The organism is Streptomyces sp. NPDC007872 (assembly GCF_042868165.1).
GTDB lineage: Bacteria > Actinomycetota > Actinomycetes > Streptomycetales > Streptomycetaceae > Streptomyces.
On the sequence record NZ_JBIAEA010000001.1, the window covers coordinates 76,297 to 100,109 of the forward strand.

Genomic DNA, 23,813 nt, shown 5'->3' on the forward strand with positions numbered 1-23,813 from the left:
AAACTGCTCATTACACGAACGAAGTTGACACCCGGGTCACCTCAGGAGCCGTCCGACCTGCACGGATCCCCCTCGACGGCCCGTCGATCCGTCAACCCGCTTCGGCCTCCATCGCCGCCACCAGACCGGCGGGGCGCATGTCGGTCCAGACGTTCTCGATCCGTTCCAGACACTCCTGGCGCGACCCCTCGACGCCCTCGCGGTCCCAGCCGCCGGGGACGTCGAGGTGCGCGGGCCAGAGGGAGTACTGGGCCTCGCCGTTCACCAGCACGACGAAGCGCCCCGACTCGTCATCGAAGGGATTGCTCACGTTCCCACCCGTTCTCGATATCTCGTTCCAGCCTTTTTCACGCACGGTTCGCCCGGCTCCACCGGGCGACCGGATCGGGATTTCCCCCGAACGGCGCGGCATGCACGCCGCCCCTTCAAGGAGGTCTCGGCACGACCACGGAGGCCGGCGGTCCACTCCGCTCCGGATCGGGGCGGCGAGCACCCCCGGCCAAGACTTCCCCCTAAAACCGAACTCACTCCGGTCAGATTAAAGGATCCTCCTCGGCCAAGGATGCGAGCCTTCATGTTACTTTCCAGTAATTCATCAAGTAGGAAGTTCGGAAAGGGCACGGGTCATATGCCAAGAGCCACCCCTTGCCGGATATCCGGCCAAGGAAAGTCCGTTTGGCACCCACTTGACTCCTTATCACCCGCACCATTCCGGCTGACCGTCCGACGCCCCCGCCGGTTCCCCGTTACGCCCCCCGGAAGCGCGGTGCGCTCCCATGCGCCGGGCATGCGCCCCGTCCGGGAGGCAACCTCACGCCGAAAAAAGTGGTCCCCCCGGCCATCGCGGCGCCTTCCGGTCGGCCGGTTGAAGCCACTCCGGGACTGCCGGCCGGGGCGCCGCCCGGTCGTATCAGGCCACGGCGCGGACGAGGAGGCGGGGCGCCGACCGCACCAGCGCGACCGCGGCGAGGCCGACCGCGGCACCGGCCACGACGTCGGAGGGGTAGTGCGCGCCGCTGTGGACCCGTTCGACGGCCACCAGCGCGGCCGGCACGGCGCAGGCGGCTCCGGCCGGGGGCCAGGACAGCGCGACGGACCCGGCGAACGCGACGGCGGCGGCGGTGTGCCCGGAGGGGAAGGAGGAGCTGTCGGGCCTGTCCTCCACGTCGTCGTGCGGGATCCACTCCTCCGGCGGCCGGCGCCGTTCGACGCACTGCTTGACGACCCCGTTGGAGAGCAGTTCGGCGACCGCCATGCACGTGACGCCGGCGACCGCGGCCCCGCGGCCCCGCCGCCCGCCGGCGGCCGACATGAGTGCGGCCGCCGCCCACCACAGCTTCGTGCGCCGGGCGGCCTCCTCCAATGGGGGCAGGAGGCCGCGGACCCACGGGGAGTCCCAGGAGGCCATGCGTCTGGACAGGCCGTGGTCGGTGGCGCGCAGTCTCGTCAGAAGTTCCATGCCCACCGGCTTTCCTGCCGGTCGCGGTTTCACACGGTGCGGGCCGCGGCGCCGTCCGCGCCTCCCGCGTCGGCCCTCGACGGACCCGCGGCCCCGTGGACCGGTGGCCAGTAGCCCACAACAGCCCAAAGACCCGTAAGGAGGACATGCGTCACGAGAGGTTGACGATCCTCACCATCCCTCGACACATCCCCCTCCGTAGTCGCACACTTTCGAGGAGTGATCACGGCTCACGGGGTAACCGCGTTGTGAAGCGCCGCCGCCCCGGGCGGCGTCCGAAGTTGGAGCCTCCGTGTCCCGTCCCGGTTCTGCCGTCCCCCCCGTCTGCCGCGAGATCACCTGGAAGACCACCGCCTTCCTGGTCACCGACTCCTGCCGCGTCCCGCTCGGGACCACCGTCCGCTACCGGTCCCGTTCCCCCTTCGTCATCGAGCTCACCCTGCACACCCCGACGGGCGACACGGTGTGGCAGTTGGACCGCGACATGTTCCTCGCCGGCACCGAGGGGCCCGTCGGCATCGGCGACGTCCACATCCGGCCCGCCCCCTACGACCAGGTCGTCCTGCGCCTGGGCACCCCCTCCCACGCCGCCCTGATCAGCCTGGGACGCGGCCCCGCGCTGCGCTGGCTGAACACGACGTACACCGTCGTGCCCGCCGGGGACGAGAGCTCCCACCTCGACTGGCGGCCGCTCCTCGACGTCCTCGCCGACTGACCTCCGGTGCGGCGGGCGCCCGCCCGCCGCACCGGGGGCCTTCACCGCGCCGGGCGCATACTGGCCCTGTGGAATGGTCGCCGCCCTTCGTGGACGACCTGAGGGAACGGCTCGGGAGCGAGCTCTTCCGCCGTGTCGCCGGGCCCTCGGGCGAGCAGACGCGCGCCCGCGTCCACGGGACGCCGGGGCCCCGGTGGTTCGGTCCGGACCGGCCGATCCGCACGGTCCACGGCGACGCGTCGATGTTCGTCGGGGGCCTGACGGCGCTGCTGCTGCAGTCGCTGCACCCGTCGGCCATGGCGGCCGTGGCCGCCCATTCGGGCTTCCGGGGCGACCCGTGGGGAAGGCTGCAGCGGACCAGCACCTTCCTCGCGGTCACGACCTTCGGCACGGCCGACGACGCGCGGCACGCGGTGGAGCGCGTCCGCGCGGTCCACGAACGAGTACGGGGCACGACGTCCGGAGGAAGGCCGTACCGGGCCTCCGATCCGCACCTCCTGGGCTGGGTGCACGTGGCGGAGGTCCACAGCTTCCTGCGGGCGCACCTGCGCTACGGCGCGTCTCCGCTCACCCGTACGGGCTGCGACGGCTACGTGGCGGACGCGGCCCGCATCGCCGAGGAGCTGGGGGCGGAGGACCCGCCCCGGACCCTGGCCGGGCTGGCGCGGCGGATGGAGGCGTACCGGAGCGAACTCGGCGGCACCCCCGAGGCGCGGGAGGCCGCCCGTTTCCTGCTGCGGGACCCGCCGATCCCCCGCCGGGCCCGCGCGCCGTACGCGCTGCTCGCGGCGGGGGCGGTGGAGCTGCTGCCGCCGTGGGCCCTCGGGGAGTTGGGCCTCCCGCCGCTCCCCCGGCCCGTGCGGGCGGCGGCGCGGGCGGGCGGGCGGCTGGCGACCGGCGGGATCCGCTGGGCGATGGCCCCTCCTCCGCCCTCCCCTCCGCGCACGCGGCCCGACGGGACGCCGCACGGGCGGGGACCGACTCCCACCGCGCCGACCGGACCCGGGTGACGGTCCGCGTCAGTTCCGGCGCTCCCCCTTGGCCTTCGGCGATCGGTGACCGGAGCCGTCGCGTGCGGGGCCCCGGGCGGCCTCGGCCCGGGGAGGGCCCGGCTTCTTCGGGGAGGCGGCGGGGACGCGGGCCTGGCGCCCGCCGCCCGGCGGAACCGCAGGCCGCTCGGCGGACGTGCCGGCGGAGGACGTCGTACGGGAACGGGGCGGAGGGACGGGTGCCGTCGCCGGGAGGGCCGGGGCCGGGTGGCCCGCGCGACCGGACGGGGAGTCGGTGACCCGGCCCGTCCGGGGCGCCGGTGCTCCGGTCGCGGGGCGGGGCGCCGGCGCCTCGGCCGTGATCCGCTGCGGTGCCCGGGGCGGCGGCACCTCCTCGCTCGCGGTCGGAGCGCCGATCGAGCCGGTCAGGGTCGCGCCGAGCACGGTCAGCGCCGCGCAGGCGGTGAGGGCGCGGCCGGAGCGGTGGGTCACGGAGGCCGGACGACGGCCGGCGGGGCGCGCGGGTACGGACGGGGGTTCACCGGACGAGGTCCCGACGGACGGGAATCCACCGGGCCGGTTTCCGTCGAGGGGAGCTCCACCGACCCGGGGTCCACCGGGCGGCGCGACCGCCCCGCCCCGCACGGCCGTCAGCACGCGGCAGCAGGTGTCGGCGTCGGGCCGGGCCTTCTCGTCCGGGTCCGTCATGGCCGCCACGAGGCCGGCGAGTTCCGGCGGGAGGCCCGCGGGGATGACGGGAGGCCGGTGCAGCCGGGCGAGCGCGGACTCCAAGGGGGCGCCCGCGTACTCCAGTTCGCCCTTCAGGGACTCCAGGAGCACCAGGCCGAGGCTGTAGACGTCCGCCGCCGGTCCGGCTCCCCTGCCCAGGACCTGCTCCGGCGCCATGTAGGCCGCGGTCCCCACGAGGGGGCCGGTCTCGACGCGGGTTGTGGCGTCGAGCAGCCGGGATATGCCGAAGTCGGTCAGGTACGGGGTGCCCGACCCGTCCAGGAGGACGTTCGACGGCTTCACGTCGCGGTGCACGACGCCGGCCGCGTGCACGTGGGCGAGCGCGGAGGCGAGCGCGGCGCCGGTCCCGGCGGTCTCGTGGGGCGTGAGGGGGGCCGCGGCGATGCGCCGGCGCAGGGTCGTTCCCCTGACGAGCCGCATCACGAGGTAGGGCCGCCCCTCCTCCCGCCCGGAGTCGTACAGCGTCACCAGACCGGGGTGCTCCATCTGCGCCAGCAGACGGCCCTCGTCGTCGAAGTTCTCCTCGCCCTGGGCCTCGCCGCCCGGCCGGAAGAGCTTGACCGCCACCGGTCGCCGCAGCCGCAGGTCCAGCGCCTCGTACACGTCGGCCGCGCCTCCGCGTCCCAGCAGGCCGTCGAGCCGGTACCGTCCGGCGACCGCGTGGGCCGTGAGCCGGAGATCCGGTCGGACCGACCATGGACGGACCATCATCGACGCTCCCTGCGTTGCGTTGCCGTCTTCCGCCGTTCGCCCGGCCGGTACGCGTCGGACCCGGCCGCCGTACGCTCCGGGCCGCGGGCCCCGCCCGTGCGCGGGCACGGGAGTACGCGTGCCCCGGGAACGCCGGGGCATCCCCGTGCGCCACCGGTGAATCCGGTGGGGGCGGAACCCCGGAAGACCGGTGGCGGGGAAACCCGAGCGGCGCGCCCTCCCCCGACGGGCCGGGGGCCGCCGTAACGTGACGGCCCGGAGTCCGGCGTTCCAGTGAGGAGTGACGACGTCCATGGGACAGAGGTCCACGGGACAGACCGACGGCGATGCCGACGTCGACGTGGTGGTCGTCGGGGCGGGGGCGGCCGGTCTCGCCTGTGCGGCCGACCTGGTCGCCGGCGGGGTGCGGGTGAGGCTGTTCGAGGCCTCCGACGCCGTGGGCGGCCGGATGCGCACCGACCGGGTCGCGGGCTTCACGGTCGACCGCGGCTTCCAGGTGTTCAACACCTCCTATCCGCAGGTGAAGAGGCGCCTCGACCTGCGGGCCCTGCGGCTGAGGCCGTTCACGCCGGGCGTGCTCGTGCACACCGACGACGGGTTCCGCCGCTTCGTCGACCCCTCCCGCCGTCCGCGCGAGGGCCGGGACCTGCTGCCCGGCCGGCTCGCCTCGGCCCGGGACCTGGCCGCCCTGGGCGTCCTGTCGGCCAGGGACGTCCTGGCGCCGGTCCGGTACCTGCGGAGCCGTCCCGACGCGACCACCCTGACCGCCCTGGCCGACGCCGGCGTCTCGGCGGACCTGGTGGAGACCTTCTTCCGGCCGTTCCTCTCGGGGATCTTCCTGGAGGACGAACTGGAGACCTCCGCCCGCTTCTTCCACCTCGTGTGGCGCACCATGCTGCGCGGCACCCTGTGCCTGCCGGCCGACGGCATCGGGGCCGTGCCCGCGCAGCTCGCGTCCGGCCTCCCCGGCGGTGTGCTGCGCACCGGAGAGCCGGTCGCGGCTCTCACCGACGGGGGCGTGGCGCTGGCCGACGGCGGCGAGGTGCCCGCCCGCGCGGTCGTGGTCGCCACCGGCCAGGGCGCCGCCGGCCGGCTGCTCCCCGGCCTGGACGTGCCGGCCGGGCGCGTCGTCACGACCCTGTACCACGCGGCGGACCGCTCCCCGCTGTCCGAGCCGACCCTGGTGGTCGACGCGCGGCGCCGCTTCCTCAACACCTGCGTGCTCACCGAGGTGCACCGCGGTTTCTCGGCGGACGGCCGGGCGCTGGTGGCGACCTCCGTCCTCGGGGACCCGGATGCGGCGCGGGAGGCGGAGGTCCTGGCCGCCCTCTCCGAGGTGTACGGCACGGACGCCCGGACCTGGGAGCCGGTGCACCGGGTCGTGGTGCGCGACGCCCTCCCGGCCATGCCGCCGCCCCTCCCGCTCTCGCGTACCGGCCGGGTCTCCCCCGGCCGGTACGTGTGCGGCGACCACCGGGCGACGGGATCGGTCCAGGGCGCCCTGGCCTCCGGCGCCCGCACGGCCCGGGAGGTCCTGGCCGACCTGTGACCGCGTCCCCCGGGGGTGATCCGGGGTTCGGGGGGCAGAGGCGGGACGTCGGGAAGGAACCGGCGTCCGGGGGCGGCACGGTGGTGCCGGAGTGGCCGGGGGTACGAGAACAGCGAAACGGAGAGCGCCGAGATGACGGAACTGCCCGGTACGTACGAGTCGTATTGGATGGAGACCGGGACGGGCCCCGCGTACCCGGCCCTGGAGGGCGAGACGGAGGTCGACGTCGCGGTGGTCGGCGCCGGTGTCGCCGGCATCTGCGCCGCCTGGGAGCTGGCACGCGCCGGCCGGCGCGTCGCCCTGGTCGAGGCCGACCGCGTGGCGGCGGGGGTCACGGGCTACACCACCGCGAAGCTCTCCGCCCAGCACGGGCCGCTCTACGCGAAGTTGCGCGGATCGCTGGGCGCCGAGGGGGCCCGGCGGTACGCCCGTTCCCAGCAGGAGGCCGTCGAGCACGTCGGCCGGGTCGCGGCGGAGCTGGGCGTCGACTGCGAGCTCGAACGGGTCCCGGCGTCCGTGTACGCGGAGTCGGCTGACGCGGTCGACCGGCTGAGGGAGGAGGCCGAGGCGGCCCGGGAGGCGGGCCTCGCGGCGTCCTTCGTCCGGGAGACCGGTCTGCCGTTCCCGGTCGCGGGCGCGGTCCGGGTGGAGGACCAGGCGCAGTTCCACCCGCGCAAGTACCTGCTGGGCCTGGTGGCCGACCTCGTCGCGCGGGGCGGGGCCGTGTACGAGCGGACGCGGATCGTCTCGCTCCACGAGGGCGAGCCCTGCCGTCTCACCGCGGAGGACGGGGCCGTGGTCGTCGCCCGGGACGTCGTGGTGGCCACGCACTACCCGGTCTTCGACCGCGCCCTGCTGTTCTCCCGGCTCGAACCGCACCGCGAGCTGGTGGTCGCCGCGGCCCTGCCCGCCGCGCGCGATCCGCGGGGCATGTACCTGACGCCGGAGCGGAACACCCGGTCGGTGCGCACCGCCCCGTACGGCGGGGACGAGCGGCTGCTCATTGTCACCGGGGAGAAGTTCAGGCCCGGCGAGGGCGGCCCCGGCGGGGTGGGCGAGCGGTACGAACGGCTCGCCGCCTGGACCCTGGAGCACTTCCCGGACGCGCGGATCACCCACCGGTGGGCGGCGCAGGACAACGCGAGCACGGACGGGGTGCCGTTCGTGGGGCGCTTCCACCCCGGGTCCCGGCACGTGTACGTGGCGACGGGCTTCGGCGGCTGGGGCATGAGCAACGGCGTCATGGCGGGCCGGCTCCTCGGGGACCTGATCACGGGCGGGGAGTCGCCCTGGACCTCCCTCTACGATCCCCGCCGCCTGCACGCCCACGAGGTGCCGTCGCTGCTCAAGGCGCAGGGCGCGGTCCTCAAGCACTTCGCGGGCGACCGGCTCCGCCCCTCGCACGCCGACGACGTCGCCGAGATCGCGCCCGGCACCGGGGCCCTCGTACGGGTCGGCGGACGGCGCTGCGCGGTCTACCGCGACGAGGACGGCGGGACGCACGCGGTGTCCGCGCGGTGCACGCACCTGGGGTGCCTCGTCCGGTTCAACGACGCCGAGCGCGCCTGGGAGTGCCCCTGCCACGGTTCCCGTTTCGCCGTCGACGGCTCGGTGCTCCAGGGCCCCGCCGTCCACCCGCTCGAACCGCGGACGCTCCCCGACGAGGGCCCGTCCGGCACGGAGGGGTCCGTCTAGGCACATATCGAAAGCGGATCTCGGACTGTGCATGACCACGGTTCATGGATCGGTGAGATCCCACAGACGAGGAGTGGGCGCCGTCGGGGCCGTCGCTGCCGAGAGGGGCCAAGCCGGGGCGGCCACCGGTCCGGCCGCGACGGCAGCTGATCGGCGGCATGCGGTTCCGGGTCCGTACCGGTGTTCCGTGGCAGGACGTACCCATCGAGTGCGGACTGTGGAACCGGGTCCACGACCTGTTCGGCCGATGGCGGCGCAACGGCACCCGGCACCGCATCCCGGTCCGTCTCCAGTCCCCGGCAGACGTGAAGGGTGCGATCGCCAGGGTCCCGAGCGTCGACTCCACGGTCTCCCGCACCCACCACCACGTGGCCGGCGCCCGAAGGCAGGGCGACCTCCACGAAGAACCACCGAACGATGTCCGTGAAGATCCCAAGGATCACGGGCCGGGACGGTCGCCCGGCGGTTTCACCACCAAGCTGCACCTGGCCGTCGAACAGGACCAGAGACCCATGGCGGTCGCGGTGACCGCCGGGCAGCGCAGGGACTCACCGGAGTTCGAACCCGTCCCGGCAGAGGTCCGTGTGCCCCGTCTCGGACCGGGCCGGCCACACGTCCGCCCCGACCGGATCCGCGCGGACAAGGCGTACGCCCTTCGCAAGAACCGTGCTTACCCGCGCCGCCGCGAGATCCGCTCCACCATCCCCGGCAAGGCCGATCAGGCCCGCAACCGCCGAAAGCCCGGCTTCCACGGTGGCCGGCCGCCGCGCTTCGATAAGCGTGGCTGTCCATCCGGATGCCGCGCGCTCTTCGGATCGTTGTCCGCCGCAGTAGGACACCACCGGAACATCGAGGCATGTTGCCCCCAGGGCGGCTTCCCAGGCGTCCGGGTCGGCGCCGAGGCCAGCTTCCAGAACCTCACCGCGAACGGCAACGTGAGCGTAGAAGTCCCAAGCGGACACCCGCCGAACCGCCTCAACCATTCGGACAGGGCATCACGTGCCGGTCTCCCCACAGGACAGGCGGACCGGCGCCCAGCATTCGGTGATCGTACAGAGCAGCCCGTCGGGGCAGTCGCCAGGCGAGTCCGTCGTCCACCGCGGCCAGCGATCGTGGCGGGCCGCTACCGCACCCGGCAGGATGGGCCCGTGCCGAAGAGTCCCCCGGAATCGACGCAGCACCACCTGCATCAGCGTCTGAACCGCCACGCCCGCGCATGCTGGCCCCGCGTGGACGCCATCACGGTCCGCTTTCGCGCGGGATTCGCCTCCATGGCAGCCGAGTTGCCCGGAGGAGAGAGTCTGCCGCTGTGTCGCCTGCGCTTCACCGGCATGCCGCACGCCTGGGGCTTCGCCCTCTATCTGGCCGGCGATGACAGCTACCGCGACGACATCCTGCCCAGCGGACTGCCCGTCGGCTCCCCGGAGGAAGCCCTCGACCGCGCGGGCGCCCTCTATCTCACCGCTTTCGCACCGACCATCCAGGTGCCGTCAGGCCTCGTCGTCCTCGTCGGCCCACCAGCCTCGGGCAAGACCAGCTTCGTTCAGGCACTGATCGCGCGCCGGCAGATCGACGCGGAAACCGTGGTCTCCAGCGACGAGATCCGCGCGGAGCTTTTCCCCGCCTCCCCCGCACAAGCGGAATCCGACGCGGCGGACGCACGGATCTTCGAGGAACGCGACCGCAGGATCGTTGCCGGGCTCGCCAACGGACGCAGCGCGGTCGCCGAGTCGACGAACGTCACCCCGCAGGCACGCGAACGACTGATCGCCGTCGCCGGGCGCTTCAACGTCCCGGTGACCATGCTGCGATTCGACCCGGAGGTCACCGACCTCCTCCAGCAGTACACCGAGCGAGGCCGCACCGACCTCACCGCCGCAGACGTCCGCGCCTACGCCGCAGCCATGGCCCGAGACGCCAGTGCCGACCAGCTCCGCTCCGAGGGCGCAACCGCCGTCCACGACGTCCCCGGACGTCGTGAAGCGACCACACCCGCCGAAGCCGCCTCGCACTTCTCCTTCGCCTGACACCTCCGACGTGTCCGGACCTGCCCTCGGCGCCCCTCCACGAACCTCCGCGTGGCAGCACTCATGCTGGTGAATATGGCCAGGAGCTCGCCGGACGCCGATGACGGCCGGGACGGCGCCGACCAGGCAGAGGATTCCCGCGGTCAGGACGGCTGTGCGCACGCCGTTCGTGAAGGCGTGATGTCTGCCTTCGATGATCGCCGGCTTGAGCTGCGCGGATGTGGCGGTGGCGATGGGTGCGATGCCCATGGATACGGCGTCCTTGGCCTCCAGTAGTGCGGTGGCCGCAGGTGCGGGGACGCCTGCCGAGGTGAGTTCGCCGGTGAGGGTGGTGCCGATGGTCGGGGCAGGATCGCGGAACAGGCGCATCGGCAGCAGTGGTGAGGCGACACGGTTCTGCCACCGGCCGAAGAGCACCAGGACCAGCAGACCGGCACCGATGGCGCCGAGGGTGCCGGCGGAGGTCCGGCCCCGGGTCTCTCCCCTGACCACGCCGAAGACGAGCGCGAGCAGTCCCAGGGCGAGCAGGACGACGCCGAGGACGTCGAACCTCTCCTGCACGGCGTGTTCGTCCTTGCTCTGCGGGAGGACGGCCGCGCTGAAGGCGAGGGCGATGACGCCGATGGGGCGTTGATACAGAAGACGGATTCCCAGCCGACGTGCTGGACGAGGAAGCCGCCGACGATGGGACCCAGGGCGGTGGAGACCGAGGAGACCACGGCCCAGGTGCCGACGGCCATGCCGAACTTCCCGGGCGGGAAGACCGCGCGGAGCAGACCGGGGGCATTGGGCATGAGCAGGGCACCGAAGAGGCCCTGGAGCGCGCGGAACGTGATGACGCCCCCGATGGAACCGGCCAGGCCGATGGCGATGGCGGCGAGGGTGAAGCCGGCGATGCCGACCAGGCAGAAGGTGCGGCGGCCGAAGCGGTCGCCGAGCTTGCCGCCGAGGGTCCCCCCGTTCGAGGCGGAGGGTCTCCACGCCCTCGCCGTGGCCGTGTTCACCCGTCCACACCGACCGCCGGTCCACGCGGGTCCGCTCGCTCCGCCGCTGGACGCGCTGCTGACCAAGGATCCGGCTGAGCGCGTGGGCGCCGCGGAGGCGGCCGAGACGCTCAGGGCCGTACGAGGGCTCCGTCCCCTCCCCCACCGGCCCGGACCACGGCCCCGGGCCGGAAGCCGAACCCGGCGATGGGCCAGGACCGGAACCCGCTCCCGGCGCGGAGGAGACTCCAGCCCCGGATTCGCCGGTGGAACCCTCCTCCGTGGCGACGATGCCCGAGCGGGCCCCCTCCTCGACCCCGTCCGTACCGACCCCCACCGTCCCCGGCTCCTCCGGAGCCGGCGCGGGCCCCGCGCGTCACCGCGCGCCCGACCGGCCGACCGCACCGCCGGTCGTCGTGGCCCCGGACGACCAGCCGCCCACACTCGACGCGACGGCACCGCCGAAGCGGGACGACCGGACGTCCAGGGAGCCCCGGGGCCTCACTCGGCGCTCCGCAGTCCTGGGAGCGGCGCTCGTCGTGCTCGCCAGGGGCTCGCTCCTGGCCCGGTCCCTCACCCGCGACCACGACCCGCGGGGCGGCGGCACGGGCGGCAGCGGGTCGGCGGCCTCTCCCCTCACGGTACGGATCGGGGTGGACGCGCCCCTCGGCGGCGGACCCTCCTCGATGGGCACCGGCATCAGGAGCTCCGCCGAACTCGCGGTCCGGACCGCCGACGAGACCGGTCACGTCCCCGGTGTGACCTTCGAGGTCACGCCCTCGGACGACGGGGCCGACCCCGCCGAGGGCGCGGCCAACGCCACCCGGACGGTGTCTGACGACAAACTGTTCGGCGCCGTCGGCCCACCCGACTCCGCCGTCGCCCTCACCTTGGTGCCCGTGCTCTCCCGCGCGAGCGTGGTCGACGTGTCGCCGGGCAACACCGACCCCGCCCTGACCCCGACCGGGTCACGGGCACGCGCACCCGTCCGCACCCCACCTGCTTCCGGACGATCGGTCACGCCTGCGGCCATGGCGGGGAGCAACTCCGACGGACTTCACCCAGGGGTGTAACGTACGGTACGTTCGGCCATCGGGTGGGCCGCATCTGTAGCGAGGGGCGGCCGGGTCACCCGAGACCACGGGCGGCTCGCCGGAGCCGGCGCTGCGCGCAGGAAGGACCGACATGGGCGGCACACTGGCCGACGAGATCCGCAGTCGACTCGGGGAGCTCAGCCCTGCCGAGCGCAAGGTCGCGCGGGTCCTGCTGGCCGGCTACCCCGCAGCGATCTTCGAGACGGTCGCCACGATCGCGGAGCGGGCCTCCGTGTCCGCCCCCACCGTACTCCGCTGTGCTTCCCGACTCGGCTACCGCGGTTTCCCCGACCTGCAGGCGGCCCTGCGTGCCGAGCTCGATGCGCGGCACGCCTCACCGATCACCCTGTACGAGAGCGCGGGTCCGGCGAAGGCGCAGGAGCCGTCGGACGGGCAGCGGGGCGAGGACGACGAGCCGGTCGCGGGGAACTCCCTCGCTCTCGTACAGCAGGCCCTGTCCCGGACCTTCAGTGAGGTCTCCCCTCATGAGTTCGGCCTCGCGGTCAAACTCCTGAGCGATCCGCGACGCCGGATCCACCTCACCGGCGGCCGTTTCACCCATCTCCTCGCGGAGTATCTGGGGCTCCATCTGATGCAGTTCCGCGACCAGGTCGCCTTCGTCCCGGAACGGGACGTCGAGCGGGCGGCGTTCCTGACCCAGCTGGCGCGTCGCGACGTGACGGTCATCTTCGACTACCGGCGCTACGAGAGCGACAAGGCGGTCATCGCGGAGCTGGCGCGGGAACGCGGCGGAAAAGTGATCGTCTTCACCGATCCGTGGCTGTCCCCGAGCGCCAGCCACGCCGACGTCGTTCTCACCAGCCAGGTGAACTCCGCCTCCCCCTACGACAGTCTCACCCCCACTCTCGCGCTCATCGAGTCCGTCGTGGCCTCCACCCTGGGCGAGCTGGGCGCCGAGGCGCACCAGCGGATGAAGGACGCCGAGGCAGTCGCGCGGCGCACCGGGCTGCTGTGAGGGAGGCGCTCCGGGATCAGTCGAGGGCGCCGTTGACCGTCGCCCTCGGGATCGCGATGTTCGGTACCCCGTACTTGCCGAGGATCTTCCGATAGGAGCCGTCGTCCATCAGCGACTGCAGGGCGGCCCGCACCGCTTCCTTGAGGCCGGTCTGGTCCTTGGATATGCCGATTCCCATGGGCGAGGCGCTGTATTCACCGACGGCGGCGCGGCCCGTCACCGTGGAGAAGGCGTTGCCTCCGTCCGCTGTGGAGGCGACGTACGCGGCGGTGACCTCGTCCAGGTAGTCGGCGACCACCTTGCCGCTGCGCAAGGCGAGTTGGGCCTCGGAGTCCTTGGAGAAGGTGAGGATCCGGATGGGCGGGAGGCCCTTCGCCTCGCAGAGCTGCTGGCGCCGCTGCAGGAGCTTCTGGTGGTTGGTGCCGGTCTGCACGCCGACCGGCTTGCCGCACGCGTCGGTGACGACGGTGATCCCGGCCGGGTTGCCCTTGGCGACCAGCCAGCCGGGTCCCGCGTTGAGGTAGTCGACGAAGTCGACGGACTTCTGCCGCGCCTTCTTGTCGGTCATAGCGGACATGACGGCGTCGAACTTGCCGGCCTGGACGGCGGGGAGGATGCCGTCGAACTTCTGGGCCTCGAAGTCGAACCGCACGCCGAGCCGGGCCCCGATGGCCTGCCCGAGGTCGTGGTCGATGCCGGTGATCTGCTTGCCGCCCTCGTTCGCGTACATCTCGAAGGGCGGGTAGGGGATGTCCGTGGCCACGCGGACGGTGTTCGCGCTCCGAATGCTCTCGGGGAGCATCGCGTGGAGCTTCGGGTCGGGCTCGACCATGAGGTCCGGGAGAACGGCGACCGGACCGGCCGTCGGCCGGGCGTCCGCAGCCGTGGTGCCGGTGCTGCAGGCGGACACGGCCAGGGCGGTGACGGCGGTGAGGACCACGGCCGGAGTGACGTGCGAGCGCATGACGGTTCATTCCTTCGGTGGGCGTGGCGGGTGGAGGCGGGACGTGACGGGCTGCGGGCCGCGTCGGAATCGGACGGGGTCAGACCAGGTGGACGCGGCGCGCGGTCTCCTCGCCTCGTTTCATGTGCTGGTGGGCACCGTCGCCGAGTGACGTGACGAGAGCGGCCACCAGGGTCTCGACGATGGCGAGGGTGGGCACCAGACTGTCGTAGGGGGAGTGCGCGTCGACGCGGTGCGACAGCACGACGTCGGCGTGCGTGGTGGTGGGAGAGAGCCACATGTCCGTGAACACGATGACCTTGCCTCCACCGTCCTTCGCCAGTCGGGCGATGGCGAGTTTCTCGTTCTCGTAACGCCGGTGGTCGAACACGACGACGACGTCGCGCTTGGTGAGCGTGGCCAGGAGCGCCGTGCGTTCCACGTCCCGGTCGGGCAGGAGGCGGATGTCGTCGCGCAGCTGCATCAGGTGCAGGCCGAGGTGGCGCGCGAGCAGGTGGGTGAAGCGTCCTCCGACGAGGGTGACGCGGCGCCGGAGGTCGGACAGCAGGGCGAGCGCTCCGGCGAAGTCGTGCCGCGGGATGTCGGTGAGGGTCTGGGTGAGGGACTGGGTGAAGAGGGTGGTGCCGTGCGCCACGAGGCCGTCCGTCGAGTGTCCGTAGGCCCCGTTGCCGGCGGTCTCGTAGAGCGAGAGCGGTGAGGCGCCGCGCTCGTCGAGTTCCTTGCGCAGCGCGGCCTGGAAGTCGGGGAAGCCCGTGTAGCCGAGGCGGGTGACGAAACGCAGGACGGTGGGTGCGCTGACGCCGGCGCGTTCGGCGATCGTGGCGACCTTCTCGAATCCGGCGGACGGGTAGGACGCGAGCAGGATGCGGGCGACCTTCCGCTCGGCGGGTGTGAGGATGCCGAGCTTGCGGCGGATGTCGTCGGCGACGGGGCTGGGAACCACGGGAGACTCTCTTCGGTCCTGCGCACGCCGAACGGTGTCGCGCGGGTGGCACGGGGCGGAACCCCGGGGCGTGCACCGGACGCGCCCGGGGGCCTTCGCCCAGGAGGATGGAGCGGGAGTCACCTGGGCGTGATGCTGATCCCCATCCCGATCAGCGTCTGCGCGGTGGCGCCGTCACCGGTCCAGGCGGAGAAGCCTCCGGCCTTGCTGAAGGTGACGTCGAAGCGCGGGCCGGACTCGAAGGTGGTGGCGGTCGCGGTGTTCTGCGCGCGGGTCGAGGCGAGCCCGCGGGCGGTGGTGCGGAAGGAGTAGGGGGTGCCGTTCGGGTTGGCGGAGGAGTGGAAGACGTCGGTGTTGGCGGGCACCGGGGCCGTGCTCATGGGGCTCAGGGGCCGCTTGCCCGGTGCGGGCCGGGGGGCCCAGGTGCGGGCGTCGTACCGGTCGTGATCGGTGAGGTAGGTGTAGCGGGCTCCGCGCAGGATCCAGCCGGCGGCAGAGGTGTGCGCGCGGGCGCCGCGCAGGTCGAGGACGGCGACGCCGTTGGGGCCGAGCACGGTGAGGTGCTCGCGCGGGGTGCCGGGATCGTCGACGACCAGGGCGGTGTTCTCCTCCAGCGCGTAGACGCGGTCGTGTCCGGTGTCCGCGGCCAGGCGCAGCGCCCGTCCTTCGCGGCCGTAGGCTCCGGTGTGGGTGTCGACGAGTCCGGAGCGCAGGAAGCCGAAGCCCCCCTCGGGGATGCGGGCGAGCCGGGTGGGGTCCTCGTAGTAGCCGGGGGTGCTGCCGTCGCGCAGGCCTTCGTAGGATTCGCCACCGCTGACCATGTCGGGTCCGGAGGCGATCTGGGCACCGGCGGAGGAGCCGGCGACGACGGCGCCGCGGGCGAGCTTGGCGCGGATGGCGGCGAGGACCTTGGAGTCGGTGTGCCGGTCGCCGTGCAGGAGGGTGGTGAGGTAGCGGTACTGGTCGCCGCCCCCGAAGAAGAAGCCGGTCATGGAGTTGACCTGCGCGACGACGGCGTCGGAGTCGGCATCGGCCACGTGGTCGATGTCGAGGGGGATCCACTGGGCGTCCGCGGCACCGTGGCGCTTGAAGAGGTCGGCGTAGTAGGCCCCGTTGCAGGCGGAGTTGCTGCACAGGTCGGGGTCGCCGGCGTGGGGGTCCTGGCTCTCGGGCAAAGAGGCGGCGGTGATGACGCCGATGCGTGCCGCGGGGCCGCCGGCACGCTTGATGATCTCCCCGTACACCTGCTTGTTGTCGTCCTTCAGACCGCCGCCGACGAGGACCAGGGAGCCGTGCGGCTGCTGCGGGCGCTCGCTCAGGGCGTGCGCCGTGGGGGTGGTGAGGAGGGCGAGGGCGATGCTGCCCGCGAGGACGGTGCGGCGTGCCGTGCCGGAATGTGCGCGCATGAGGCTCTCCATGGGTGAGGGGGTGGGGCGACGGGGCCCGTCGACCGGCTTCGGGCCCGGTCGTCTCCGGCATCGCCGGGGGCGATGCCGGAGGGACTGCGGGGTCAGGCGGTGTTGCGCGCGTCGCCGAGTGCGGCGACCAGGTCGGCGAGCAGCGCGATGCGGTGCGGGACGCTGGAGACGTCGAGCCATTCCTGCGGGCTGTGGTCGGCGCCCCCGATGGGGCCCAGACCGTCCAGGATGGGAATGCCCACGCCGGCGATCAGGTTGGCGTCGCCCACTCCGCCGGTGGCCGCGGCACCGAGCGAGACGCCGACGGCGGAGGCGGCCCGGCAGGCGTTGTCGAGCATGCGGCGGGAGGCGGGGGTGTCCTCCATGGGCGGGCACAGGTCGAGCTGCTCGACCTCGACCGTGGTGCCGGGCACCGCGGGATGGTCGGCGATCTCCTGGATGGCCCGGGTGACGCGCCGTACGTCGGCCGTCGTGGCGGCCCTCACCTCGATGCGCAGTTCCGCCTCGGGGCAGACGATGTTCGCCCTGGTCCCGGCGCGCACCACGCCGACGTTGACGGTGACGTCGTCCCAGTGCCCGTTGAGGGCCTGGAGCTGCACGACGAGGTGCGCCGCGGTCAGTGCGGCGTTCGCTCCGCGCTCGGGCTCGATCCCGGCGTGGGCGGCGCGCCCCGTGACGGTGAGGCGGAAGTCGGCCACGCCTTTGCGGGCGATGACGAGGTCACCGTTCTCCCGGGCGCATTCGAGGCCGAGCCCGTAGTGCATGACGCGGGCGGTCTCCTCGATGAGCTCCCGACTGGCGGAGGAGCCGATCTCCTCGTCCGGGGTGGCGAGGAACACCAGCTCGTCGTAGGCGTCCGCGCCGTGGTCGTGGAGGAGTTCCAGGGCCGTGAGGCCGGCGAGCAGGCCGCCCTTGTCGTCGCTGACCCCGGGGCCGTGGGCGATGCTTCCGGTCAGGCCGAAGGGACGCGCGGCCGCGGTCCCCTCCTCGAAGACGGTGTCCATGTGGCCGGCGAGGAGGATCCGCCGTCCGCCGTCGGACTCGGCGAGGGCGCCCTTCTTACGGGCGACGAGGGCGTCACCCGCCTGGAAGCCCTGCCGCCCCGGCGGGAAGGTCACGCGCTCGACGGCGAAGCCGATGCCGGTGAGCCGGTTCTGGACCCAGTCGGCGACCCGGTTGACCCCGTGGGGCGTGTAGGAGCCGGAATCGATGGAGACGAGTTCTTCGAGGTCGTGCAGGTAGCGGGTTTGGAGGGAACGGGCGCCGTCGAGGAGTTCCGCGGCGAGCTGCCGGCGGGTGGGGACGCTCACAGGACCTTGGACAGGAAGGCGCGGGTGCGTTCCTGCTCCGGTTCGACCAGGATCCGGCGCGGGTCGCCGGCCTCGACGACGACCCCCTCGTCCATGAAGACGGCGGTGTCGCCGACCTCACGGGCGAAGCCGATCTCGTGGGTGACGACGACCATGGTCATGCCGTCGGCCGCGAGCTGCCGCATGACGTCCAGCACGTCCCCGACGAGCTCGGGGTCCAGGGCGGAGGTCGGCTCGTCGAAGAGCATCAGCTTCGGCCTCATGGCCAGCGCCCGGGCGATGGCGACCCGCTGCTGCTGCCCGCCGGAGAGCTGGGCGGGGTAGTGGTGGGCCCGGTCGCCGAGTCCGACCTGTTCGAGCAGGAGCTGTGCCTGCCCGCGGGCATCGGCCTTGGACACGGAGCCGACCTTCACCGGTGCCTCGGTGATGTTCTCCAGGGCGGTCATGTGCGGGAAGAGGTTGAAGCGCTGGAAGACCATGCCGATGTCCCGGCGGCGTTCGGCGACCTCGCGTTCGCGCAGTTCGTGGAGCTTGTTGCCGTGCTGGCGGTAGCCGACGAGTTCACCGTCGACGGTGAGCTTGCCGCCGTCGACCTTCTCCAGGTGGTTGATGCAGCGCAGGAAGGTCGACTTGCCCGAGCCTGAGGGACCCAGCAGGCAGCAGACCTGGCCGCGTTGAACGGTGAGGTCGATGCCCTTGAGCACTTCGAGCTTCCCGAAGTGCTTGCGTACGCCTTCGGCGCGCACCATGGGGGTGCTCATCGGTTCCGCTCCTTGCTGTTCTTGCCGAGCCGCTCCACGGTTCCGCCGAGCAGGCGGCGGAACGGCGAGACGTGTCCGGCGCGGGTGGTGCCGCGTCCGTAGCGCCGCTCCAGCCAGGCCTGCGGCACGCCGAGGAGGGTGACGAGGGCCAGGTACCAGAGGCTGGCCACGACCAGCATGGGGATGACCTGGTAGTTCTGGGCGTACACGTCCTGGATGTTGGACATCAGGTCGTGGGCGGAGATGACCGAGACCAGGGCGGTCATCTTGAGCATGTTGATGGTCTCGTTGCCCATCGGCGGGATGATCACGCGCATCGCCTGGGGCAGCACGATCCTGCGCATCGTGAGCGCGGGACGCATGCCCAGCGAGTGGGCGGCCTCGGCCTGGCCGGGGTCCACCGACTGGATGCCGGCGCGCACGATCTCCGAGGCGTAGGCGGCTTCGTTCAGCCCCAGGGCGAGCAGGGCCGCGATCGCCGGGGTCAGCAGGGTGTTGGTTTCGGCCTGGAAGAAGGTGACCTCGGTGAAGGGGATGCCGATCTTCACGTACTTGTACAGCGCCGCGGCGTATCCCCAGAAGATGATCTGCACGAGCAGGGGGGTGCCGCGGAAGACCCAGACGAAGGCGTTGGCCAGGCCGTACAGCACGGGGCTGGCCGACAGGCGCATGACGGCGATCAGCGTGCCCAGGCCCAGGCCCAGGAGCATGGCGGCGGCGGTCAGCCAGAGCGTGGTGGTCAGACCGTCGAAGATGAGGTCGGCGAAGAGGTAGCGGCCGACGACGTCCCAGTGCAGGTTGTCGTTCTTCGCCAGCGAGCCGATCAGGCCCACCAGCGCCAGGAGCGAGGCGACGGCGGCGATCCACCTGCCGTAGTTGCGGACGGGAACGATCTCCAGGTCCCGCACGCCCGGCGCGCTGGTGGTCGTGTGGTCGGCGGGAGACTTGGTGTCGATCATGCTCAGTCCACCGACGCGTTCTTGGTGGCTTCCTTCACGAGGATGGAGCCGACGCCGTACTTGTTGTAGATCCTGAGGACGGTGCCGTCGTCCATCAGGGACTGCAGGGCCTTCTGGATCGCGTCCGTCAGCTCGGGCTGCTGCTTGCTGATCGCGATGCCGTTGGGCGTGGCGTCGTAGCCGCCGGACGCGGCCGGGTCCTCGACCAGGTCGAAGGCCTTGCCGGCGTCAGCGGTCTTGGCGACCCAGCCGGCGGCGGGCTTGGTCAGCACCTGCGCGACGACCTTGCCCGAGCGCAGGGCGAGCTGCGCGTCGGAGTCCTTCGGGAAGGTCTGGATGTCGATCTCCTCCTTGCCCGTCTTCCCGCAGGCGTCCTGATGGGACTTCAGCAGGTCGAGCTGATGGGTCGCGGCCTGCACGGCGACCTTCTTGCCGCACAGGTCGTCCAGCGTGGTGATCCTGCCGGGGTTGCCGTCTGCGACCAGGACGCCGGAGCCGGACTGCGAGTAGTCGACGAAGTCGACGACCTTCTGCCGCTCCTTGTTGTCCGTGATCGCCGACATCGCCGCGTCGAACTTGCCGGCCTGGATCGCCGGGACGATCCCGTCGAACTTCTGCGGCGTGAACGCGAAGGTGACACCGAGCTTCGCGCCCAGCGCCTGGCCCAGGTCGTAATCCAGACCCGTGAGGGTGCTCTCGCCTTCCTTCACGAACATCTCGAAGGGCGGGTAGGGCACATCGGTGGCCACCCGGACGGTACCGGCTTTCTTGATCCCGGCCGGAAGCAGGTCGTGGAGCGCCTGGTCCTTCTTGATCTCCACGCCGGCGACGGTGACCTTTCCGCCGACTGCCGTGGCGGTGTCATCACCGCCTCCACAGGCGCAGAGCGTGGCGAGGGCCGCGGCCGTCAGGGTGGTGGCTACGACGCGGTGGGCAAGGCGAGCGTTCATCGCGGTGGAACCTCTCAAGGGGGAACTCTGCCGACGGATTCCAGCCGTCAGCCGCACATCAGTGAAATTACAGATCAATCCGAGGATTGACTAGATGTACTTCACGTTACGTTCACGTAACGCGGCCGCCACCCCACACTTACGGGGCTCCTTGCTGCAGGTTCACGAACCCCAGACAGCCACTTCCCAGCAAAGTGGTCGTACATCTTCCCGTCGAACGCGATGACTTGTAAGTTCCGCTACCAACCTCATCAACTTTCGGCCAATCGACATCCAGCCGACCGACGAGGCACCCTTTCCCTCCTCCAGGAGTCCCCATGTCGCCACGCCTGTCCCTCGGTTCCACCGCCGCAGCGGTCGCGCTGCTGTCGGTCGCCCTCACGCTCACCGCCGCCCAGGAGCCCGCCCACGCCAGCTCGAACAGGATCCGTCTCGGCAACGCCTCGGACGTCAGCCGTACCTCCTGGAACGGACCGGCCTTCACCATGAACGGCGCCGGAGCCGTCGTCCCCGCCTCCATGAGCCGCGCCGTCAGCGACATCACCGGCGGCACGGGAACGATGGACGTGGTCGTCCTCGCGGGCTCGGCGCCGACCTCAGGAAGCGCAACGCCCGAGTGCGACACGGTCATGCCCCTGACCGGCGTCAACTCCTGTACGACCTGGACGCTCACCGCCGCCAACGACGGCAACAACAGCCAAGTCAACACCGACATCCGCAACGCCGAGTTCGTCTACTTCGCGGGTGGCGACCAGTGCAAGTACGCCGCGTGGAAGGGCACCGCGCTGGAGGCCTCCGTCGAGTCGGTCGTGGCCAAGGGCGGTGGATCCGGCGGCGGAAGCGCCGGCCACCACATCAACAGCCCCGTCGTCTACGACGCCTGCAACGGCAGCGTCACCAGCGCCGAGGCACTCGCCAACCCCTACAACCGCTACGTCAGCTTCACCACCGGCATGTTCCAGTGGCCGAACTACGCAGGCGTCATCAACGACTCCCACTTCGTCACCCGTGACCGGATGGGCCGCACCATGTCCTTCCTCGCCCGTGCGGTGAAGGACGGTCTCGCCCCCGGCGGCACGGCCTGGGGCGTCGGCGTGGAGGAGGGCGGCGGCTCGCTGTACCTCGACCGCAACGGCATGGCCACGCAGTACGGCAAGGACTCCTACGTCGTCCTCGCCGACCACCAGCCCGAGCAGGCCGTCGACCGCAAGCCGCTGACGTACTCCGGATTCAAGATCTGGCGCCTGACGCCGGGCTCGACCTTCGACTTCAAGAATCGTCCGACCTGCGGTTACTACCTCCGCAGCGTGACCAACGGAGTCGCCGACGCCAACCTCTACACCGGCACCCCCCAGACGAACTGCGGCAGCCAGGGCGGCGGCACGTTGACGGAGACCGAGCCCAACGACGCCCGGGACACCGCCGACGACGCCACGACGCTCGCATCGCCCGGGACCGTCACGGGCTCCATGAAGTCCACGACCGACCGTGACTACTTCAAGCTCGGCCTGAACTCCGGCCAGACCGCCTCGGTGAACTGCGCCGTACCCAGTGCCTACGACGCCGACCTGTACTGGCTGGACTCGACCGGCAGCACGCTCAAGCGCTCCGTCAACAACGGCGCGGGCTCGGACGAGTCGGTCTCCTTCACCCGCACCGCCGCGGGCGCCGACACGTACTACCTCGAGCTGGAGGCATACGCCGACTCGGGAACGGCCTCCTATAGCTGCAGCGTGACCAAGAGCTGACCCCTCCCCGCGGCAGCGCACGCCGCACCTGGCTCTGCACTTCCCAAGGCCGCACGGTGGCCCTGGCGGGCGGCCGACCGCCGGTCGGGGCCACCGTTCCGCGCGGTGCACGGGGCAGGGAGACGAGGTCTCCCGTCGGCGGCGCAGCAAGGCGGGCGCCCCTGACATGGGCAGGGCGGAACCGGACGGCGCCCACCGGGAGCCACCCCCTGCCGGCGGGGCACCTGGCGCCGTCCCTTCTCCACAGGTTGGCGCGGGTCTCCTTCCGCGTCGCCGGTCAGCGGGGACGGGCCAGGGTCCACAGGTCGAGGCGCGCTTCCAGCTCCTCCTCGGAGAGCAGTCCCTGGCGCCTGGCGAGTTCTCTCACGGACAGGCCGGTGTTGAGGCTCTCCTGCGCCAGCTCGGTCGCACGCTGGTAGCCGATGACGGGATTGAGGGCCGTGGCGAGACTTGCGGAGCCTTCGACCAGCTCGCGAAGGTGCTGCTCGTTCGCCTCGATGCCCCGGACACACCGCTCGGCCAGCAGGCGGCTCGCCGCGTCGAGGCGGTTCGTGGAATTGAGCAGCAGGTGCACGATCAGCGGCTCGAAGGCGTTGAGCTGGAGTTGACCGGCCTGAGCTGCCGCGCAGACGGATGCGTCGACACCGATCACCTCGAAACACACCTGGTTCACCGCCTCCGGGATGACGGGATTGACCTTGCCGGGCATGATGCTGGAACCGGCCTGGAGGGCGGGCAGTCTGATCTCGCCCAGACCCGCTCTGGGGCCGGAGCACAGCAGCCGCAGGTCGTTGCAGATCTTCGCCAGCCGGACCGCGTACTGCTTCAGCGCGCTGGAGAGCTGGAGGAAACCGCCCATGCCCTGCGTGCCCTCGATCAGGTCGCGGGCCGGACGCACGGAGAGGCCGGTGATCGCGGCCAGGTGCGGTACCACCGCCTGGGCGAATCCCACCTCCGCATTGAGACCGGTCCCGATGGCAGTCCCGCCCAGATTGACCTCGAGCAGGGCGTCCGAGGCCCGGGTGATCGCTTCGGCGTCGTCCCGGACGGTGAGGGCGAAGGTGTCGAACTCCTGCCCGAGGGTCATCGGTACCGCGTCCTGGAGCTGCGTCCTGCCGAGCTTCACCGTCTTCGCGAACACCCCTCCGCGCTCCGTGAAGGCACCGGCCAGCTCGCTCATGCCGTCGAGGAGCCGGCCCGCGGCCGCGTACAGGGCGAGCTTGACCGCGGCCGGGAAGGCGTCGTTGGTGCTCTGCGAACGGTTGACGTCATCGTTGGGGTGCAGACGGCCGTAGGCGCCGCGCTCGTGACCGAGCAGCTCCAGCGCGCGGTTCGCGATGACCTCGTTGGCGTTCATGTTCGCCGACGTGCCGGCCCCTCCCTGGAACACGTCGACCACGAACTGGTCGTGGAGCCGTCCCTCACGAATCTCCTCGCATGCCCGTATGACGGCGTCCGCCTGTTCAGCGGTGAGCACGCCGAGGTCCCGGTGCGCCGCGGCAGCGGCCGCCTTGACCGCCGCGAGCGCCTCCACCAGCTCGGGATGCGCCGACAGGGGGATGCCCGTGAGCGGGAAGTTGTCACGGGCGCGCAGTGTGTGGATGCCGTAGTAGACGTCTTCCGGTACGAGGCGGTCACCGATCAGGTCGTGTTCTGCGCGCTGCGAACTCACTGTCGCGGTCTCCGGTCGCTCTGGGGCAGCACACCCTGCCCCCCAGTACCAATCATTACACTTAACGATCCACTAGCGCCATACGGAATAGGTGTTACTCGCGAGGAGCGCCCGCGAACCACGTCGGATCGTCGACCCCC

The 23,813-nt window shown here is 72.0% G+C and carries 19 protein-coding genes and 2 pseudogenes; 9 read left to right on the forward strand and 12 right to left on the reverse strand.

The genetic code is table 11. The annotated features are described in order from the left end of the window. Nucleotides 1–91: 91 nt before the first annotated feature. Complete coding sequence (locus ACFYNX_RS00310; RefSeq protein WP_388655951.1) at nucleotides 92–310, reverse strand: MbtH family protein; 219 nt, start codon at nucleotides 308–310, stop codon at nucleotides 92–94. A 600-nt stretch (nucleotides 311–910) separates the two neighbouring features. Beyond that, nucleotides 911–1,459, reverse strand: coding sequence for a phosphatase PAP2 family protein (locus ACFYNX_RS00315; protein ID WP_365550789.1), 549 nt, complete (start codon nucleotides 1,457–1,459; stop codon nucleotides 911–913). Between the two features lie 292 nt (nucleotides 1,460–1,751). On the opposite strand from ACFYNX_RS00315, the gene ACFYNX_RS00320 reads away from it, so the two are divergent. Further along, nucleotides 1,752–2,174 (forward strand): SsgA family sporulation/cell division regulator, encoded by a 423-nt coding sequence (locus ACFYNX_RS00320; protein WP_388655953.1) that lies wholly within the window; start codon nucleotides 1,752–1,754, stop codon nucleotides 2,172–2,174. A 68-nt stretch (nucleotides 2,175–2,242) separates the two neighbouring features. Beyond that, nucleotides 2,243–3,184 carry an oxygenase MpaB family protein gene (locus tag ACFYNX_RS00325; RefSeq protein ID WP_388655956.1) on the forward strand — a complete coding sequence of 314 codons (942 nt, stop codon included), beginning with the start codon at nucleotides 2,243–2,245 and terminating at the stop codon, nucleotides 3,182–3,184. A gap of 9 nt (nucleotides 3,185–3,193) precedes the next feature. Here the strand turns inward: ACFYNX_RS00325 and ACFYNX_RS00330 are convergent, their stop codons facing one another. Next, nucleotides 3,194–4,624, reverse strand: coding sequence for a protein kinase (locus ACFYNX_RS00330; protein ID WP_388655959.1), 1,431 nt, complete (start codon nucleotides 4,622–4,624; stop codon nucleotides 3,194–3,196). A gap of 292 nt (nucleotides 4,625–4,916) precedes the next feature. On the opposite strand from ACFYNX_RS00330, the gene ACFYNX_RS00335 reads away from it, so the two are divergent. The 4 genes and pseudogenes from ACFYNX_RS00335 (at nucleotide 4,917) to ACFYNX_RS00350 (ending at nucleotide 9,895) form a co-directional block, all read left to right on the forward strand. Next, nucleotides 4,917–6,173 carry an NAD(P)/FAD-dependent oxidoreductase gene (locus tag ACFYNX_RS00335; protein ID WP_388655962.1) on the forward strand — a complete coding sequence of 419 codons (1,257 nt, stop codon included), beginning with the start codon at nucleotides 4,917–4,919 and terminating at the stop codon, nucleotides 6,171–6,173. Nucleotides 6,174–6,305: 132 nt separating this feature from the next. Further along, entirely contained in the window at nucleotides 6,306–7,868 is a 1,563-nt protein-coding gene (locus tag ACFYNX_RS00340; protein ID WP_388655964.1) for an FAD-dependent oxidoreductase, read from the forward strand. Nucleotides 7,869–7,942: 74 nt separating this feature from the next. Next, a pseudogene (locus ACFYNX_RS00345) lies at nucleotides 7,943–8,545 on the forward strand (IS5 family transposase); the annotation flags it as partial. Nucleotides 8,546–9,097: 552 nt separating this feature from the next. After that, nucleotides 9,098–9,895, forward strand: a complete 798-nt coding sequence (locus ACFYNX_RS00350; protein WP_388657769.1) for an AAA family ATPase — start codon at nucleotides 9,098–9,100, stop codon at nucleotides 9,893–9,895. 87 nt (nucleotides 9,896–9,982) lie between these two features. On the opposite strand, the pseudogene ACFYNX_RS00355 reads toward ACFYNX_RS00350, so the two are convergent. Continuing rightward, a pseudogene (locus tag ACFYNX_RS00355) lies at nucleotides 9,983–10,845 on the reverse strand (MFS transporter); the annotation flags it as partial. A 323-nt stretch (nucleotides 10,846–11,168) separates the two neighbouring features. Here ACFYNX_RS00355 and ACFYNX_RS00360 point away from each other — a divergent pair. Both ACFYNX_RS00360 and ACFYNX_RS00365 read left to right on the forward strand, forming a co-directional pair. Next, nucleotides 11,169–11,951, forward strand: a complete 783-nt coding sequence (locus tag ACFYNX_RS00360) for an ABC transporter substrate-binding protein (protein WP_388657772.1) — start codon at nucleotides 11,169–11,171, stop codon at nucleotides 11,949–11,951. Nucleotides 11,952–12,063: 112 nt separating this feature from the next. Further along, complete coding sequence (locus ACFYNX_RS00365) at nucleotides 12,064–12,948, forward strand: MurR/RpiR family transcriptional regulator (protein ID WP_388655967.1); 885 nt, start codon at nucleotides 12,064–12,066, stop codon at nucleotides 12,946–12,948. Between the two features lie 16 nt (nucleotides 12,949–12,964). Here ACFYNX_RS00365 and ACFYNX_RS00370 read toward each other — a convergent pair whose 3' ends face one another. From ACFYNX_RS00370 to ACFYNX_RS00400, 7 genes are all read right to left on the reverse strand, one after another. Then, a complete protein-coding gene (locus ACFYNX_RS00370; RefSeq protein ID WP_388655969.1) occupies nucleotides 12,965–13,912 on the reverse strand; it encodes an ABC transporter substrate-binding protein in 948 nt (315 codons plus the stop codon). Between the two features lie 79 nt (nucleotides 13,913–13,991). Then, a complete protein-coding gene (locus ACFYNX_RS00375) occupies nucleotides 13,992–14,855 on the reverse strand; it encodes a MurR/RpiR family transcriptional regulator (protein WP_388655972.1) in 864 nt (287 codons plus the stop codon). A gap of 119 nt (nucleotides 14,856–14,974) precedes the next feature. Then, the gene (locus ACFYNX_RS00380) at nucleotides 14,975–16,261 is read right to left on the reverse strand and encodes a cyanophycinase (RefSeq protein ID WP_388655975.1); all 1,287 of its coding nucleotides are present in this window, start codon (nucleotides 16,259–16,261) and stop codon (nucleotides 14,975–14,977) included. Between the two features lie 104 nt (nucleotides 16,262–16,365). Then, entirely contained in the window at nucleotides 16,366–17,583 is a 1,218-nt protein-coding gene (locus ACFYNX_RS00385) for a M20 family metallopeptidase (protein WP_388655978.1), read from the reverse strand. After that, entirely contained in the window at nucleotides 17,580–18,332 is a 753-nt protein-coding gene (locus tag ACFYNX_RS00390) for an amino acid ABC transporter ATP-binding protein (protein WP_388657775.1), read from the reverse strand. The genes ACFYNX_RS00385 and ACFYNX_RS00390 overlap by 4 nt, the downstream gene beginning before the upstream one ends. An 8-nt stretch (nucleotides 18,333–18,340) precedes the next feature. After that, nucleotides 18,341–19,303: an amino acid ABC transporter permease gene (locus ACFYNX_RS00395; RefSeq protein ID WP_388655981.1), complete on the reverse strand. Its 963-nt coding sequence runs from the start codon at nucleotides 19,301–19,303 to the stop codon at nucleotides 18,341–18,343. 2 nt (nucleotides 19,304–19,305) lie between these two features. Further along, nucleotides 19,306–20,253: an ABC transporter substrate-binding protein gene (locus tag ACFYNX_RS00400; RefSeq protein ID WP_388655983.1), complete on the reverse strand. Its 948-nt coding sequence runs from the start codon at nucleotides 20,251–20,253 to the stop codon at nucleotides 19,306–19,308. A 317-nt stretch (nucleotides 20,254–20,570) separates the two neighbouring features. On the opposite strand from ACFYNX_RS00400, the gene ACFYNX_RS00405 reads away from it, so the two are divergent. Then, nucleotides 20,571–22,001 (forward strand): pre-peptidase C-terminal domain-containing protein, encoded by a 1,431-nt coding sequence (locus ACFYNX_RS00405; RefSeq protein ID WP_388655986.1) that lies wholly within the window; start codon nucleotides 20,571–20,573, stop codon nucleotides 21,999–22,001. 277 nt (nucleotides 22,002–22,278) lie between these two features. Here the strand turns inward: ACFYNX_RS00405 and ACFYNX_RS00410 are convergent, their stop codons facing one another. Continuing rightward, the gene (locus ACFYNX_RS00410) at nucleotides 22,279–23,673 is read right to left on the reverse strand and encodes an aspartate ammonia-lyase (protein WP_388655989.1); all 1,395 of its coding nucleotides are present in this window, start codon (nucleotides 23,671–23,673) and stop codon (nucleotides 22,279–22,281) included. Between the last annotated feature and the right edge of the window lie 140 nt (nucleotides 23,674–23,813).